This is a genomic window from Streptomyces lydicus, assembly GCF_004125265.1.
Taxonomy (GTDB): Bacteria; Actinomycetota; Actinomycetes; order Streptomycetales; family Streptomycetaceae; genus Streptomyces; species Streptomyces lydicus_C.
Window position 1 is genome coordinate 7398005 of record NZ_RDTE01000003.1, and the last position, 15857, is coordinate 7413861.

General features: G+C 74.4%; 12 protein-coding genes and 5 tRNA genes. 10 read left to right on the plus strand and 7 right to left on the minus strand.

Features of this window, described 5'->3' with window-relative positions; translation table 11 throughout:
- Positions 1 to 72 precede the first annotated feature (72 nt).
- The 3 genes from cobT to D9V36_RS35085 all read left to right on the plus strand — a co-directional run bounded on the left by cobT (position 73) and on the right by D9V36_RS35085 (position 6638).
- The gene (gene cobT / locus D9V36_RS35075) at positions 73 to 4368 is read left to right on the plus strand and encodes a nicotinate-nucleotide--dimethylbenzimidazole phosphoribosyltransferase (RefSeq protein WP_129297312.1); all 4296 of its coding nucleotides are present in this window, start codon (positions 73 to 75) and stop codon (positions 4366 to 4368) included.
- 163 nt (positions 4369 to 4531) lie between these two features.
- Positions 4532 to 5770 carry a uroporphyrinogen-III C-methyltransferase gene (gene cobA / locus D9V36_RS35080; RefSeq protein WP_129297313.1) on the plus strand — a complete coding sequence of 413 codons (1239 nt, stop codon included), beginning with the start codon at positions 4532 to 4534 and terminating at the stop codon, positions 5768 to 5770.
- Between the two features lie 52 nt (positions 5771 to 5822).
- A complete protein-coding gene (locus tag D9V36_RS35085; RefSeq protein WP_129297314.1) occupies positions 5823 to 6638 on the plus strand; it encodes a TrmH family RNA methyltransferase in 816 nt (271 codons plus the stop codon).
- Positions 6639 to 6770: 132 nt separating this feature from the next.
- Here the strand turns inward: D9V36_RS35085 and D9V36_RS35090 are convergent, their stop codons facing one another.
- Entirely contained in the window at positions 6771 to 7484 is a 714-nt protein-coding gene (locus D9V36_RS35090; protein ID WP_129297315.1) for an SDR family oxidoreductase, read from the minus strand.
- Positions 7485 to 7555: 71 nt separating this feature from the next.
- Between D9V36_RS35090 and D9V36_RS35095 the strand changes: the two genes are divergently transcribed.
- On the plus strand, positions 7556 to 8371 hold the full coding sequence (locus D9V36_RS35095) for a helix-turn-helix transcriptional regulator (protein WP_129297316.1): 816 nt from the start codon (positions 7556 to 7558) through the stop codon (positions 8369 to 8371).
- Positions 8372 to 8522: 151 nt separating this feature from the next.
- On the opposite strand, the gene D9V36_RS35100 is transcribed toward D9V36_RS35095, so the two are convergent.
- Complete coding sequence (locus D9V36_RS35100; protein WP_129297317.1) at positions 8523 to 9878, minus strand: serine/threonine-protein kinase; 1356 nt, start codon at positions 9876 to 9878, stop codon at positions 8523 to 8525.
- 610 nt (positions 9879 to 10488) lie between these two features.
- Here D9V36_RS35100 and D9V36_RS35105 point away from each other — a divergent pair.
- The 3 genes from D9V36_RS35105 (at position 10489) to D9V36_RS35115 (ending at position 12345) form a co-directional block, all read left to right on the plus strand.
- Positions 10489 to 10698, plus strand: coding sequence for a hypothetical protein (locus D9V36_RS35105; RefSeq protein ID WP_129297318.1), 210 nt, complete (start codon positions 10489 to 10491; stop codon positions 10696 to 10698).
- Positions 10699 to 10967: 269 nt separating this feature from the next.
- A complete protein-coding gene (locus tag D9V36_RS35110) occupies positions 10968 to 11984 on the plus strand; it encodes a phosphotransferase family protein (RefSeq protein ID WP_129297319.1) in 1017 nt (338 codons plus the stop codon).
- A gap of 73 nt (positions 11985 to 12057) precedes the next feature.
- Positions 12058 to 12345, plus strand: a complete 288-nt coding sequence (locus D9V36_RS35115; protein WP_088796784.1) for a zf-TFIIB domain-containing protein — start codon at positions 12058 to 12060, stop codon at positions 12343 to 12345.
- A 99-nt stretch (positions 12346 to 12444) separates the two neighbouring features.
- On the opposite strand, the gene D9V36_RS35120 is transcribed toward D9V36_RS35115, so the two are convergent.
- The 5 genes from D9V36_RS35120 to D9V36_RS35140 all read right to left on the minus strand — a co-directional run bounded on the left by D9V36_RS35120 (position 12445) and on the right by D9V36_RS35140 (position 12915).
- Positions 12445 to 12516: transfer RNA gene (locus D9V36_RS35120), tRNA-Val, on the minus strand.
- Positions 12517 to 12550: 34 nt separating this feature from the next.
- A tRNA-Val gene (locus D9V36_RS35125) sits at positions 12551 to 12622 on the minus strand.
- Positions 12623 to 12660: 38 nt separating this feature from the next.
- Positions 12661 to 12732: transfer RNA gene (locus D9V36_RS35130), tRNA-Val, on the minus strand.
- A 1-nt stretch (position 12733) separates the two neighbouring features.
- A tRNA-Cys gene (locus tag D9V36_RS35135) sits at positions 12734 to 12807 on the minus strand.
- 35 nt (positions 12808 to 12842) lie between these two features.
- Positions 12843 to 12915: transfer RNA gene (locus D9V36_RS35140), tRNA-Gly, on the minus strand.
- A 177-nt stretch (positions 12916 to 13092) separates the two neighbouring features.
- On the opposite strand from D9V36_RS35140, the gene D9V36_RS35145 reads away from it, so the two are divergent.
- From D9V36_RS35145 to D9V36_RS35155, 3 genes are read left to right on the plus strand one after another with little or no spacing between them, the layout of a single operon-like run.
- Entirely contained in the window at positions 13093 to 14160 is a 1068-nt protein-coding gene (locus tag D9V36_RS35145; RefSeq protein ID WP_129297320.1) for a chorismate-binding protein, read from the plus strand.
- Positions 14157 to 14981 carry an aminotransferase class IV gene (locus D9V36_RS35150; protein ID WP_129297321.1) on the plus strand — a complete coding sequence of 275 codons (825 nt, stop codon included), beginning with the start codon at positions 14157 to 14159 and terminating at the stop codon, positions 14979 to 14981. The genes D9V36_RS35145 and D9V36_RS35150 overlap by 4 nt, the downstream gene beginning before the upstream one ends.
- Positions 14982 to 15016: 35 nt before the next feature.
- Positions 15017 to 15847, plus strand: a complete 831-nt coding sequence (locus D9V36_RS35155; protein ID WP_129297322.1) for a GNAT family N-acetyltransferase — start codon at positions 15017 to 15019, stop codon at positions 15845 to 15847.
- Positions 15848 to 15857: the final 10 nt, after the last annotated feature.

The following is a 15857-nucleotide window of genomic DNA, read 5'->3' on the forward strand; positions in this document are numbered from 1 at the left end:
CGTCGGCGCGCCCCGGTCGAGCGCGTCGCACGAGCGGTTGGAAGGAGCACTACCAATGGGCGAGGGGTACGCATGACCGACACCGGCCAGGTCCCGGGCGAGGGGCAGCCGGAGAACGCAGGCGGACATCCCGGGCAGCCGCAGCCGGCGGCCGCTCCCTCCCCTGCCGACGCCGGACCGACGGAGCTGCCGGGCATGGCGCCCCCTCCCGGCACCTACCCCTACGTCGACCAGGCCGACGGCGTCGCCGAGGACGACGATCTGCTGCTGATGCCGGGTGCCCAGGGCGCCTGGAGCGAGCAGCCGGCGGCCCAGCCGCTCCCGCAGCCGCAGGAGACCCACCAGGGTCCGCAGGGCACGCCGTACGACCCGGCCGCCCAGGGGGCCACCGGTTTCGAGCCGATGCCCGCCCCGGCCGGTGACCACGAGAGCGGCGGCCGGGATTCCGGTTCGGTCGACCTCGGCGCCGTCCGTATCCCGCAGCCCGCGGCACCGCAGCAGTCCCGTGCCGCGGCGCCCGCCACGCCCCCGCGCCGTCCGCTGCACATGGGCCCGCCCGTTCCCGACGCGACCGGCGGAGTGGTCCGTTCGCTCGCCGACCGCGGACCGGCCGACGCGCCCGCGCAGCCCGCCGCCCGGCACGCCGGACCGCCCACCGGCGGACCCGAATACTTCGACGCTCCGGCCGGGGCACCCGAGACCGCGATGGGCGAAGTGCCGTCGCCCCAGACGGGTCTGCCGTACGCCGAGCAGCCCTTGGGAGAGGCGGCTGCACCGGAGCCGGGCCTTGCGGCGGCGTCCTACGCCGGACAGCCGTACGGCGAGCAGCCCTACGGTGAACAGTCCTACGGCGGGCAGGCCTACGGTGGGCAGCTGTCCGCCGAGCAGACCTATGGGGCCGCGGGCCAGGGCCCGTTGCCCGGCCCGCAGCTCGGCGAGATCCCGTCGCAGGCGCCGTCCTGGAACGAGGCCGCGGCCCAGGCCGCGGCGTCGGTCCCCCTTGCAGAAACGGTCGCCCCCGAGGCATCCGTCGCCCCCGAGGCACTCGTCGCACCCGTCGCCGAGCCCGCGCCTGCCGTCCCGCAGGACACGGCGCCCGGCGGACAGCCGCAGCCGATGCCGCTGCCGGCCGAGGACACAGCCACGCCTGCTGACGGCGCGGCCGTCGCTGAGGACGCCGTCGAAGCTGCCGAAGCCGCCGATGTGGTGGATGTGGTGCAGGAGGCGCCGGAGGCGCTGGACGTGCAGGCCGGGGCCGAGACGGCGGCGCAGGCGCAACCGCAGGAGGCGGCTGCGGAGGCGCTGCCGGATGCGGCCGTGACCGGTGAGGACGGAACGGCCGCGCCGGGTGCCCCCGCGCCGGAGGCCGCCGTACCGAACGTGCCCGCAGCGGATCTGCCCGCACCGGATCCGTCCGCACCGGACGAAGCCGCCGCGGCCGCCCAGCAGCCCGGGACGGCCGCCGCCGAGGACGTGCAGCAGCCCGCGGACCAGGACAGCCCCGCCGAGGCGGAAGCCGGAACCGGAGCCGAGCCCGAGCTGCCGGCGCAGCCCGTCGGGGCCCCGGACCTTGTTGCCGACGAAGCCGTCGCCCAGGCCGGAGAGCCCGTCGCCGCACAGCCGTTGGCCGATGTCACCGCCGACCCGGCTCCGGCACCGCAGGACGAGCAGAGCGCCGACCAGGAGCAGCCCGCCGGCGGGCCCGGGGAGGCTCCTGCGGAGGCGGTGGACGCCGCCCCCGCAGAGGCTGCCCCCGCAGAAGCCGTCCCCGCCGACGCCTCCGGTACCGACGCCCCCGACGTCCCCGTTGCCGAGTCCGCCACCGCGAGCGACGCGCCCCTGGAACAGACGGTCATAGAGCCGCCCGAGGCGCAGGAACCGGCCGCCGGAGAGCCGCAGTCCGGTGCCCCCGTGGACGACGCCGCCGGGCAGCAGACCGCGGAGGCGCCCGCACCTCAGGACGCACCGCAGGACGCACCGCAGGCCGCGCCACAGGACGCGGACACCACCGTCGAGGAGCAGCCCGAAGCGGCCGGTCCCGATGCCCCCGACCGTCCCGGCGAGCCGGACGCCTCGGCAGCCGAAGCGACCCCCGACACCGGCCCCGCCACCGACGGGCCGACCGACGAGCCGGCCGAAACCACCGGGGCCGCAGATACTGCCGGTCCCGACGAGGCTGCCGGGACCGACGAGCCCGCCGGGACCGCAGACACTGCCGAGCCCGCCGGGACCGACGAAACCGCCCCGACCGCAGAGACCTTCGAGCCCGCGGACGCCGACGGACCCCAGGTCCCCGGCGACCCCTCCGACGCCCCCCTCCTCACCGTCCACATCCCGGCCCAGGCCTCCGGCGAGCCGTCCACCACGGACACCCCGGCGCCGGCCCCGGCTCCGCAGGCCAAGGCCGAAGAGCCCCCGGCGGCCGGATCCGCGCCGGACAGCACCCCCGCTGCCGACGCCCCCGCCGACGAGACGCCCCAGCAGCAGGACGACGAGATGCCCCAGCAGCAGGACGCCGCCGAACTCGTCCAGCTCGGCGACGACCTGCCGCACACCGCGGCTGAGCAGTCCGCCGAGGCGCCCGACGGCTCCGTCGCCGAGTCCACCGAGGCACCCGACGCGGCCGGTCTGCCGTCCCCGGCCGCCGGGTACGACGACGACGAGCGCGCCGCCGTGCACCGTGTGATGCGCGAACGCCGCGACATCCGCAACGGCTTCCGCGGCGACCCGATCCCCAACGAGGTGCTGCTGCGCGTCCTGGAGGCGGCCCACACCGCCCCCAGCGTCGGCCACTCCCAGCCCTGGGACTTCGTCGTCATCCGCTCGGACGAGACCCGCGAGAAGATGCACCGGCTCGCGGCGGCGCAGCGCGAGGCCTACGCCAAGTCGCTGCCCAAGGCGCGCGCCAAGCAGTTCCGCGAGCTGAAGATCGAGGCCATCCTCGAAACGCCGGTGAACATCGTCGTCACCGCCGACTCCACCCGCGGCGGCCGGCACACCCTCGGCCGGCACACCCAGCCGCAGATGGCCCCGTACTCCTCCGCGCTCGCCGTCGAGAACCTCTGGCTCGCCGCCCGCGCCGAGGGCCTGGGCGTCGGCTGGGTGAGCTTCTTCGACGAGCGCGAGATGGTCCGCGAACTGGGCCTGCCCGAGCACCTCGAAGTCGTCGCCTACCTGTGCATCGGCTACGTCGACGAGTTCCCGCAGGAGCCCGAGCTGCTGCAGGCCGGCTGGTCCAAGCGGCGCCCGCTGTCCTGGGTCGTCCACGAGGAGACCTACGGCCGCCGCGCGCTGCCCGGCGAGAGCCCGCACGACCTCCTCCAGGAGACCCTGCAGGGCATCCGCCCGCTGGACGCCAAGGCGCTCGGCGAGGCCTGGGAGCGGCAGAAGCGGATGACCAAGCCCGCCGGGGCGCTGGGCATGCTGGAGATCATCTCCGCGCAGCTGTCCGGACTCTCCCGCAAGTGCCCGCCGCCCATCCCGGAGCCCGCCGCCGTAGCGATCTTCGCCGGTGACCACGGCGTGCACGCCCAGGGCGTGACCCCCTGGCCCCAGGAGGTCACCGGCCAGATGGTCGCCAACTTCCTGGGCGGCGGCGCGGTCTGCAACGCCTTCGCCAACCAGGTCGGCGCCGAGGTCTGTGTCGTGGACGTCGGTGTCGCGAGCGACCTGCCCGCCACCCCGGGCCTGCTGCCCCGCAAGGTCCGCGCCGGCACCGACGACTTCACGGCCGGCCCGGCGATGAGCCAGGAGGACGTGCTCAAGGCGATCGAGGTCGGTATCGACACCGCCCGTGACCTGGTCGCGGCCGGCAACAAGGCGCTGCTCACGGGCGAGATGGGCATCGCCAACACCACCACCTCCGCCGCGCTGATCTCCGTCTACACCGGCGTCGACCCGGTCGAGGTCACCGGCCGCGGCACCGGCATCAACGACGAGACGCACGCCCGCAAGGTCGATGTCGTCCGCCGCGCCCTGGAGCTCCACCAGCCCGACCCGGCCGACCCCATCGGTGTCCTCGCCGCGGTCGGCGGCCTGGAGCACGCCGCCCTCGTCGGACTGATCCTTGGCGGCGCCTCGCTGCGTACGCCGGTGATCCTCGACGGGGTCAGCGCCGGCGCCGCCGCCCTGGTGGCCCGTGCCATCGCCCCCGAGGCGCTGGCGGCCTGCATCGCCGGACACCGCAGCGCCGAGCCGGGCCATGTCGCGGCCCTGAACAAGCTGGGTCTGCGCCCGCTGGTCGACCTCGATCTGCGCCTCGGCGAGGGCACCGGCGCCCTGCTCGCGCTGCCCGTGGTGCAGAGCGCCGCCCGCGCCATGCACGAGGTCGCCACCTTCGACTCCGCCGGAGTCACCGAGAAGAGCTGAGCGGGGCAGCCACCGTCCCCGCATGACCCCCGGCCCGCAGCCCCATAGGCTGTGGGCCGGGGCCGTACCGCCCCGGGGCGTCCCCCGCACCAGCCGCTCCAGAGCCGCAGCGGCTGCGCCGGCCGCCGAACCCCGCAGCATCCGCACAAGGAGCCCTACCGCCATGGCCGATCACGCCGCCGAACACGCCGCCTACCCCGTCGGACTGCGGCTGTCCGGCCGCCGGGTGGTCGTCCTGGGCGCCGGACAGGTCGCCCAGCGCCGGCTCCCTTCCCTGGTCGCCGCGGGTGCCGACGTGCTGCTGATCTCCCCGTCCGCGACCCCCTCCGTCGAGGCGATGGCCGACGCCGGCGAGATCCGCTGGGAGCGCCGCCGCTACCAGGGCGGCGACCTCGACGGCGCCTGGTACGCCCTGATCTCCACCGACGACCCGGAGGCCAACGCGGCCGCGTCCCAGGAGGCCGAGGACCGCCGGGTGTGGTGCGTACGCTCCGACGACGCCGAGGCGGCCACCGCCTGGACCCCGGCCACCGGCCGCAGTGAGGGCGTCACCGTCGCCGTGCTCACCGGCCGCGACCCGCGCCGCTCCGCCGCCGTACGCGACGCGATCGTCGAGGGTCTGCGCGACGGCAGCATCGCCGCCCCGCACCACCGCCGCCCGCACACCCCGGGCGTGGCGCTGGTCGGCGGCGGCCCCGGCGACCCCGACCTGATCACCGTCCGCGGCCGCCGGCTGCTCGCCGAGGCCGACGTCGTGATCGCCGACCGGCTCGGCCCCCGCGATCTGCTCGCCGAACTCCCGCCGCACGTCGAGGTCATCGACGCGGCGAAGATCCCCTACGGCCGGTTCATGGCCCAGGAGGCCATCAACAACGCGCTGATCGAGCACGCCAAGGCCGGCAAGGCCGTGGTCCGGCTCAAGGGCGGCGACCCGTTCGTCTTCGGCCGCGGCATGGAGGAGGCCCAGGCGCTCGCCGAGGCCGGTATCCCCTGCACCGTCGTCCCCGGGATCTCCAGCACCATCTCGGTGCCCGGCGCCGCCGGCATCCCGGTCACCCACCGCGGGGTCGCCCATGAATTCACCGTGGTCAGCGGCCATGTGGCCCCCGACGACGAGCGCTCGCTCGTGGACTGGCCCTCGCTCGCCAAGCTGCGCGGCACCCTCGTGGTCCTGATGGGCGTGGAGAACAGCGGCGCCATCGCCGCCAAGCTCATCGAGCACGGCCGGCCCGCCGACACCCCGGCCGCCGTCATCCAGGAAGGCACCACCGCCGCCCAGCGCCGGGTCGACGCCACGCTCGCCACGCTCGGCGACACCGTACGGGCCGAGGGCGTCCGTCCTCCGGCGGTCATCGTCGTCGGCGACGTCGTCACCGTCGCCCCCGCACCTGCCCCCAGGTAGCCGATCCCGACGCGGCATTGGCACCCCGACACCGACAAGGCACTCTCTTCCCGTGGCAGAAATCATCACCGTCGACGATCCGGACGACCCCCGGCTGGCCGACTACACCGGTCTGACCGACGTCGAGCTGCGGCGCCGGCGCGAGCCCGCTGAAGGGCTCTTCATCGCCGAGGGCGAGAAGGTCATCCGGCGCGCCCGGCAGGCCGGTTACGAGATGCGGTCCATGCTGCTCTCCGCCAAGTGGGTCGATGTGATGCGCGATGTGATCGACGAGGTCCCGGCGCCGGTCTACGCCGTCAGCCCGGACCTCGCCGAGCGGGTCACGGGCTACCACGTCCACCGCGGGGCGCTGGCCTCCATGCAGCGCAAACCGCTGCCGGACGCCACCGAACTCCTCGCCGGGGCCCGGCGCATCGTCGTCATGGAAGCGGTCAACGACCACACCAACATCGGCGCGATCTTCCGCAGCGCGGCGGCCCTCGGCATGGACGCGGTGCTGCTCTCCCCGGACTGCGCCGACCCGCTCTACCGCCGCTCGGTCAAGGTCTCCATGGGGGCGGTGTTCTCCGTGCCGTACGCCCGCCTGGAGAGCTGGCCCCGGGACCTGGCCGCCGTACGGGAAGCGGGCTTCACCCTGCTCGCCCTCACCCCGGCCGAGAAGGCCACCGGCATCGACGAAGTCGCCCCGCACACCCTGGAGCGCGCCGCCCTGATGCTGGGTGCGGAGGGCGGCGGTCTGAGCACCGGTGCCCTGCGGGCTGCCGACGAATGGGTCCGCATCCCGATGGCGCACGGCGTGGACTCGCTCAACGTCGGAGCGGCCGCCGCGGTGGCCTTCTACGCGGTGGCGACGGGGCGGCCCGCTTAAGGGGGCGGGCCTTGTGCCCTCAGGCGGGCCGGCGCCCCTTGAGCGAGCCTGCGCCCTGCCCGGTCGGCCCGCCCCGCGGGCCCGCCCCGCGTCACGGTGGGAACCCCCGCCCCCGACGCCGCCCATGGCCGATCACCAGGGCACGGGCGTTCCGTCCCAGGAGAAGAAGCCACCGGTGGGGCCGTCATCCGGCAGCAGGGCCAGGCGGACGGCACCTTGCGCGGCCTCGGCCGGGTCGCCTCCGGCCGCGGTCCGGGAGTTGAGATCGGTGGCCCGCAGTCCGGGGGCGAGCGCGTTGACCTTGAAGCCGTCCTCGGCCAGCGTCTGGGCGTAGAAGACGGTGAGGGCGTTGAGGGCGGCCTTGGACGACCGGTAGGCGGCGGCGCCCCCGCTTCCCGGGGGGAACTGGGGGTTGGGGCTGGTGCTCCAGGTCAGCGACGCGGTGCCACTGGAGACGTTGACGATCCGCGGATACGGGGACCGGCGCAGGGCGGGCAGGAAGGCATTGGTCACCGCCACCACCCCGAACACATTGGTCTCGTAGGTGCGCCGGAACTCCTCGACGCCGGTGTCGGCCGGCGGGGCGAGTGACGGTGAGATGCCGGCGTTGTTGACCAGCATGTCCAGGCGGTCCACCTGAGCCGCGGCCCGGGCGATGCCGCCGGGATCCGTCACGTCCAGGACCAGGGGACGGGCCCCGGAGCCGATCTCCTCGACGGCCCGCTGCCCGCGTTCAGGGTCGCGGGAGCCCACGTACACGGTGACGCCCTCGGCGGCGAGCAGCCGGGCGATATGCTGGCCGATGCCCTTGTTGGCACCGGTGACCAGAGCTGTGCGTCCATTCATGACCATCACACTTCCCTGGCCGCGGGCGCCCTGCCAGGGACAGCCTGTACCAGGCAGCGGGAGGAGGCGGCATGGCGCGGCAGGAACTGGCCCACTACCTGCGGGACCGCCGGGCGGCCCTGCGTCCGCACGAGATCGGCCTGGCGGCGACGGGCACCGACCGCCGCACACCGGGTCTGCGCCGCGAAGAGGTGGCGGAGCTCGCGCACATGTCGGTCGACTACTACACGCGGCTGGAGCAGGCCCGGGGGCCGCGGCCGTCGGCCCGGATCCTGGACGGGCTTGCTCGCGCGCTGCGGCTCACACCGGCCGAGCGCAGCCACCTGTTCCGCCTGGCGGGTACGAGCGCGCCGCCCGGCATCAGCGCCGTGCGGCGGGTGCGCCCGCACGTGGCCCGGATGCTGGAGCGACTGCCGGAGACCGGTGCCGTCGTCACCGACGCCGCGTACGACGTCATCGCCTGGAACCCCCTGGCCCGGACACTGCTTAGCGCCGACCCCGCGGGCGGGACGACGAACCTGGCCCGACGCCGCTTCCTGGGCCGGGAGCGGAGGCACGAGAGCTCCGGGGCCGAGGAGTTCGGGCACATCGTGGTGGCGCGGCTGCGCCGGGCCGAGGACCGCTACCCGCACGACCCGCAGCTGGCCGCCCTGCTGGCCGAACTGCACGCCGGCAGTGCGGAGTTCCGGCAGATCTGGCAGACGCGTCCGGTCCACGCTCCCGGGCACCGCACCAAGACCCTGGACCATCCGGAGACCGGCGCGCTGCGCCTGAACTGCGACGTCCTGCTCGTGCCCGAGGACGACCAGGAGGTCGTCCTGATCACGGCCGACCCCGGATCACCCTCCGCGCGGACCCTGCGCAGGCTGGCCGCGCGGACGACCTGAAACGAAGCGGACGACCTGAACGAGCGGACGACCCGAAACGAACGAGGCGCGCAGGCCTCTCCGGCAGTCACCGGGCCTCGCACCTACAGGTTTCCGGGGCTTGCGCCCACTCGATGCCGCGGCTCGCCCCGCCGCCCGTCCGCGCAGGCCCTCAGGGGTTCTGTTCCCCCACCCCGTAAGGCCCGTCCGCACCCCAGGCCGGGGCGACCGGCGCCGGCCGCTCCACGCCAAGACCGTGAGTCGGCCCCTGGCACCCCTGGGCCGCCGCGATACCGAGCGCCACCAGCAGGGTCACCACCACGAACACGATGATGCGCTGGCGCAGCAGCCGGCGGTCAGGGCCCGGCCGCCGCCCGCCCGACGTCGTACGCACCGGGGCGCGCTTACCGCCAGGACCCGAGGGCCGGGCGGCCGGGACACGGCGCACCGTACGTCCGCCGGTTCTCCGCGGATTCTTCCCCGCGGCCGAGGCCGGGCCGGACGGCCGGGAGCCCGCGTCATGCGAAGCCGCGGGGCGGGACGGGTGCGGACGCGGCGAGGAGTTGCCGGCCGTCCGCCGCTCGGTGCGCTGGCGGGCGTATTCCTCGGCCCGCTGCCCGGTCGGCCGGTCCGTGGGACGGCGCTCCGCATGCTGCCAGGCGGCCCCCGCGCCCGCCCCGTTCTCCAGCGGTCCGCCCGACGGACCGTGCGCCTCACGGGCCGCGATCTCCTTGAGGCGCAGCGACAGCGACAACGTGCTGGGACGGTCCGCCGGATCCTTGGCCAGGCACGAGGCGAGCAGCGGCGCCAGGGCGTCCGGCACCCCGGCGAGCTGGGCCTCCTCGTGGACCACGCGGTAGAGCATGACCTCCGAACTTCCCTGCCCGAAGGGGGAGTCCGCGGTACAGGCGTACGCGAGGGTGGCGCCCAGCGCGAAGATGTCCGTCGCCGGTGTCACGGCGGCCCCGCGCACCTGCTCCGGGGCGAGAAACCCCGGTGAGCCGACGGCCGTACCGACATGGGTCAGCGTGCTGGCGCCGGTCGCCCAGGCGATACCGAAGTCGATGATCCGCGGGCCCTTGGGCGACAGCAGAATGTTGGACGGCTTGAGGTCGCGGTGCACCACGCCCGCGTCATGGACGGCCAACAGCCCCTCGGAGAGCGCGGCGCCGATGGCGGCGACCTGCGCGGGGGACAGCGGGCCGCCCTCGTTGACCTTGTCGTGCAGCGAGGGGCCCGGGACGTACTGGGTGGCGAACCAGGGGCGGTCCGCATCGAGGTCGGCCGCGACCAGCCGGGCCGTACAGCCGCCGCGGATCCGCCGGGCGGCCGAGACCTCACGAGCGAACCGGGAGCGGAATTCCTGATCCTCCGCCAGGTCCGGCCGGATCACCTTGAGTGCCACCCGCTGCCCGCGCTTGTCCGAGCCGAGATAGACCACGCCCATCCCGCCCGCGCCGAGCCGGCGGTGCAGCCGGAACGTCCCGACGACACGCGGGTCCTCGCGTCGGAGCCGCATCATCGCCATGTCCGTCCCCTACCTGCGGTGGGGAGCCCCCTCCGCTGCCAACCGTCTGACGTGGCACAGCTTACGGATTGACGGCTCACCGTGCTGAGAGGCCGCGCATGCGTCGGCGGCCGGATTGCCGGTGGCGGGTGCGATTCCCGCAGCGTGCGGGGAAAACCGGCCGCCGGGCCTACCGGATTGCCGTGCGGGATCCCAATGATCCGCCGCGGAAGGAAAATTGGCGGGATGAAAGGGGATCGCGGGTGGTTGTCCGGAGATGCCGGGGATGCGGCCAAGAGGCGGAAAGCGGGGGTACGCGCGGCGGTCCGCAGGGACGGGGCCGCGGTGCGCGGGGGAGCGGACGACGTGAGCGAGGTCACCCTCAGGAGTGCGCGGTCCAAGGCGGCGCAACGGTCCCCCCTGGGGGAGATTCCCAAGGGCTGGAGGCGTCTCTCCACCCAGGGGAGTACACGGGGCGCCGGGCCGTCATACTCCCGGAGGCCGACCAATCGGTACGACGGCATGACGCCCCTCGCCGGCCGCGTGCCTACTGTTGTCCTCAAGCGGCGGGCGCAGCACTCGTCCCCCGAGGCCAGACGCCCGCCGCCCCAGTCACGACGGGAGCGGGACGATGGTGCAGACCTCAGGGCGGACGGCCCTTCGGGCGCAGGAGCGGCGAGCCGCCGCCGCGCCCGGCGGCCGGCAGCCCTCCGGCCGGCGCCATCCCCTCGTCGCGGTGGCCATGGTGCTGCCGCTGGCCTGCTTTCTCGTCGTGGTCTTCGGCGGCTGGGAGGCCGTGATGACACAGGCGTCGTCCGTGGTCGGAATGTTGGGGCGCTGAGCGGCGCCCCGGTCCCGGGAGAGCGGTCCGGGACGGGGACCTCCGGCTGAAAGCCCCGTGGGGACGGGGGTGCGGCGGACGGCACGAAGGCCGGGCATCTGGGGAGATGCCCGGCCTTCGGGTTTTCCCGGCCGCCGCCTGCCCGGTCCGCCCGGACCCCGCGTACGATCCCCTCCGGGCCGCCCGCGGCTCGCACCACCACCCACGGCGCACCCTTCACGGCCCCTCGCTCACGACGCCGTCCGGCGCGCGCAGGACCAGGGGGAACGATGGCCACCTCACTGCCCGACCGCCTCGCCGCCCTGTCCGCGACCGCCCGGCGCGGCGCTCCGGCCCCCGCCCCCGAGGTGCTGGCCGACCGTCCCGACGGCACGATCGTCCGCAGCGGTCCCACGGTCGCCAAAGCGCACGCCCCCGACGGCGACGTGCACCACCTGGCCACCCGGCTGCGGATCGCCGCCCACCCCCTTCTGCACGGCATCCTGCTGCCCCCGCTCCCGGTCACCGCCCCCGATGGCTTCCTCACCATCACCGAGGAGGGCCGCGCCCTCACCCGCTGGCCGTACGGCAGCCCGGTTCCGCCCGATGCCCCGGACGCCGCGCCCTGGGAGGACGCCGCCCGCCTGCTGGCCCGTCTGCACACCGTCGACCCGCGCCAACTGCCCGGCCCCGTACCGCCGATGCGCGGCCCCGCCAAGGCCGCCCGCGCCCTGTCCCGGCTGCGCACCGCCCTGTCCGCTGCCGGCGACCCGCAGCCCGCACTCCGGCCGGGACCCGGCCCGGGGCCGCTGTCCGCGGCCGCCGCGGTCGTAGAGCGGGCCTGGGCCCTGCTGCCGCCGTGGGCCCAGGGTGCCGCCCCGCCGCCACGCGCCGGCACCCTCTGTCACGGCGATCTGCACCTGGGCCAGCTCGTCCGGCACCCGGCCGCCGCCGGCCCCTGGCTCCTCATCGACATCGACGACCTCGGCACGGGCGACGGCGCCTGGGACCTGGCCCGCCCCGCCGCGTGGTTCGCCACCGGCCTGCTCGCACCGGACCTCTGGACGCGCTTCCTCGCTGCCTACCGCGCCGCCGGCGGCCCCGCCGTCCGGCCGTCCGGCGATCCCTGGCCCGACCTGGAGGTTCCGGCCCGTGCCCTGACCGTGCAGACCGCCGCACTCGCCGTCGCCAAGGCCATCGCCGCCTCCCGCCCCCTGGACGAGTCCGAGGCGGCGGTCGTCGAGGCCTGTGCCCGGATGGCGTCCCTGACGGACCGGTTGGCGCCCGGCGGCCCGGACGTAAGGTGAACACCCCGCCGCCGGGCGGCCGTTCCGGCGGCGCCGCAGTGAGCAGTGCCGGACGACAGGAGTGGAGCCGACGATGCAGTGTCCCAAGTGCCATGCGCCGATGCAGACATACCACCGCAATGGCGTGCAGATAGAACAGTGCGCCGGCTGCCGGGGGATCTTCCTGGACTATGGGGAGCTGGAGGCGCTGACCCGCCTTGAGTCACAGTGGTCCCAGCAGCCCCCGCCGCCGCCCGCCCCGCAGGCCTACCCCGCAGCCCCCGCCTGGGGCGCCCCGCACCAGGGCCACCACGGTCACCATGGACACCACGGTCATCACGGCCACCACCGAGGCTTCGGTCACATGCTCTTCTCGTCCTGACCGGTCTCTGCCGGAGAACGACTCTCTGCCGGAGAGCGACCGAGGGCCGGAACAACGACCGAGGGCCGGAGCAAAATGCTCCGGCCCTCGGGTCAGGTGTGGACGATACTGGGATTGAACCAGTGACCTCTTCCGTGTCAGGGAAGCGCTCTCCCGCTGAGCTAATCGTCCGCGGGACCGCGGATCACGAAGATCCGCAGCTGCGTGCGCGATACTGGGATTGAACCAGTGACCTCTTCCGTGTCAGGGAAGCGCTCTCCCGCTGAGCTAATCGCGCGGGACGGACACCCCGGTCAAGCACGTTCGGGGATCCAGTGGACGATACTGGGATTGAACCAGTGACCTCTTCCGTGTCAGGGAAGCGCTCTCCCGCTGAGCTAATCGTCCTTGGAGGTGGAGACGGGATTTGAACCCGTGTAGACGGCTTTGCAGGCCGTTGCCTCGCCTCTCGGCCACTCCACCAGGAGTGAGGGGGTTCGGGAAGATCCCCCACATCGAGCGGACGACGAGACTCGAACTCGCGACATCCACCTTGGCAAGGTGGTGCTCTACCAACTGAGCTACGTCCGCAGGTGTCTCTCCCAGACTACGTCCGGAAGCTACGTGTCCTCCGGGGCGCTTGTGCGTCCCGGCGACGTGTTGAACTCTAGCGGATTCCGGGGCCAGTACAAAAACGCGTTTGTGCAGCGTGCTGCGCTGCTCGCTCGGCACAGGCAGCCTCGGGGCCGCCGCCATAGACTCGCTGACGTGCACGACTTCGCTCCGATGGCACGCTTCGGCGGCCTGATAGCCACCGACCTGCTGGATGTGACCTGCGATCCCGCGGCTCTGGACTCCACGGGCTGGTGGGCCGTGGCCGCCGATTTCGAGGGCAAGGTGGTCTGCGCCCGCTTCGGCGATGTACGGCCCGCCACCGCGGCGGACGGGCCGGACCCCGACGGCTGGCGCGGCCCCGTCCCCGACGCCTGGACCAGTTCCCTGGACCGCGACGCCTATACCGGCGGTGTGCGGCGTATCCGTGAACACATCGCGGCCGGCGACGTCTACCAGGTGAACCTCTGCCGGGTGCTGACCGCGCCGCTGCCCGACCCGGGCCGTGCCGACGTGGACGCGCTGTCCGCGGTGCTGGCCCGCGGCAACCCGGCGCCGCACGCGGGCACGATCCGGCTGCCCGGCCATGGCGTCGAGATCGCCAGCGCCTCCCCGGAGCTGTATCTGCGGCGCGAGGACCGCACCGTCGCCTCCGGCCCCATCAAGGGCACCGGGCGGACCGCGGCGGATCTCTCGGCGAAGGACCGGGCGGAGAACGTGATGATCGTGGACCTGGTCCGCAACGATCTCGGCCGGGTCTGCGCCACCGGCTCGGTGACCGTTCCGGCACTGTGCGCCGTCGAGGAGCACCCCGGCCTGGTCCACCTCGTCTCCACGGTGCGTGGCGAGCTGGCCGAGGCGAACGAGAAGACCGCCTGGGCGGATCTGCTGGACGCCACCTTCCCGCCCGGGTCGGTCACCGGCGCCCCCAAATCCAGCGCGCTGCGGATCATCGACGAACTGGAGACCGCACCCCGCGGCCCCTACTGCGGAGGCATCGGCTGGGTCGACGCGGACCGCCGCACCGGCGAGCTCGCGGTCGGTATCCGTACGTTCTGGATCGACCGCACCCCGCCCGGCGGCCCGGTGCTCCGCTTCGGCGCCGGTGCCGGGATCATCTGGGACTCCGATCCGGAGCGGGAGTGGGCCGAGACCGAGTTGAAGGCGCGCAGGCTGCTCGCGGTAGCGTCGGGCCTGCACGAGGCGAGTGGAGGAAAGCGATGAAGATCTGGCTCAACGGCACGCTGCAGGACGCCGAGGGCGCCCGGGTCTCGGTCTTCGACCACGGACTGACGGTCGGCGACGGAGTCTTCGAGACGATCAAGGCCGAGCGCGGCCGAGCCTTCGCCCTCACCCGCCATCTGGAGCGCCTGGCCACCTCGGCCCGCGGCCTGGGACTGCCCGACCCCGATCTCGACGAGGTGCGGCGCGGCTGCACGGCGGTCCTCGACGCCAACCCGATGGCCCTGGGCCGGCTGCGGCTCACCTACACCGGCGGCGACTCACCGCTCGGCTCGGACCGCGGCGACGCCGGCCCCACGCTGGTCATCGCGCTCTCGGAGACCACGCGCCGCCCCGACACCACCGCCGCCGTCACGGTCCCGTGGACCCGTAACGAACGCGGGGCGCTCACCGGCCTGAAGACCACGTCGTACGGCGAGAACGTCGTCGCCCTGGCCCGCGCCCGTGAACGGGACGCCTCCGAGGCGCTGTTCGCCAACACGGTCGGCGCGCTCTGCGAGGGCACCGGCTCCAACGTCTTCGTCGTCCTGGACGGCGAACTGCACACACCGCCGCTGCACTCCGGCTGCCTGGCGGGCATCACCCGCGCCCTGACCATCGGCTGGGCCGGCGCCAAGGAGACCGACCTGCCGCTGGACGCCCTGGAGCGGGCCGAGGAGATCTTCCTGACCTCCACCCTGCGCGACGTCCAGGCCGTGACCCGCATCGACGACCGCCAACTCGCCGATGGCCCGGGCCCGGTGACCGCGGAAGCCATGCGGATCTTCGACGAGCAGTCCGCCGCCGACTTCGACCCGCGGTGATGACGGGCCCGCGCAGGGGCGAGTAGAAAGTCCTCGTGACCACAACGCTGCGCCCCGCGGGACCCGGAGAGCGACACGACGACGGGGGCCGGGCCCGTCCGTACGACATCTGTGTCAACAGCCGCCGGGTCGGGGCGATCCGGCTGACGACGGATGCCCGGTTCGGCCCGGTGGCGGGCCGGATCGCGGAGCTGACCGTCGAGGAGCCGGACCGGCACCGCGGCCGCGCCACGGTCGCTGCACTCGCCGCCGAGGAGGTGCTGCGCGGCTGGGGCTGCCGGCAGATCGAGGTGACCGTCCCCGCCGGCGCGGTGGCCGCCGCCCGGCTCGCCGCGGCGCTGGGCTACACCGAGCGCAGCCGCACGATGAGCAAGACCCTCGACGGCCCGCCCCGGCTGCCCGGTGACAGCAGCGACCGTGCGCTGAGCGAGGCGGAGTACCCGGCCTGGCGGGAGGCCGCGCTCGCCGAGCACCTCCGAACGCAGCTGGGCCAGGGCATGCCGCGGGCCCGCGCCGAGGAGCTCTCGGCCGCGGGCCACCGCGCCCTGCTGCCGGAGGGCCAGGACACACCCGACCAGGCGCTGCGCGTCCTGACGCACCGCGGCGCGGACGTCGGCAGCATCTGGGTCGCCCTGCGGATGCCGGACCAGCCGGGCGGCTATGTCGTCGATGTACAAGTCGCCCCCGCACACCGCGGGCACGGCCACGGCCGCACCCTGATGCTGGTCGCCGAGCGCGAGAGCCTGGCCGCCGGCCACACCACCCTCGGCCTGAACGTCTACGCGGACAACGCGCCGGCGCTCGGCCTCTACACCTCGCTGGGCTACCGGCCCACCGGGTACCTGCTGTGGAAGCCGATCCTGTGAGGCGGTCCGG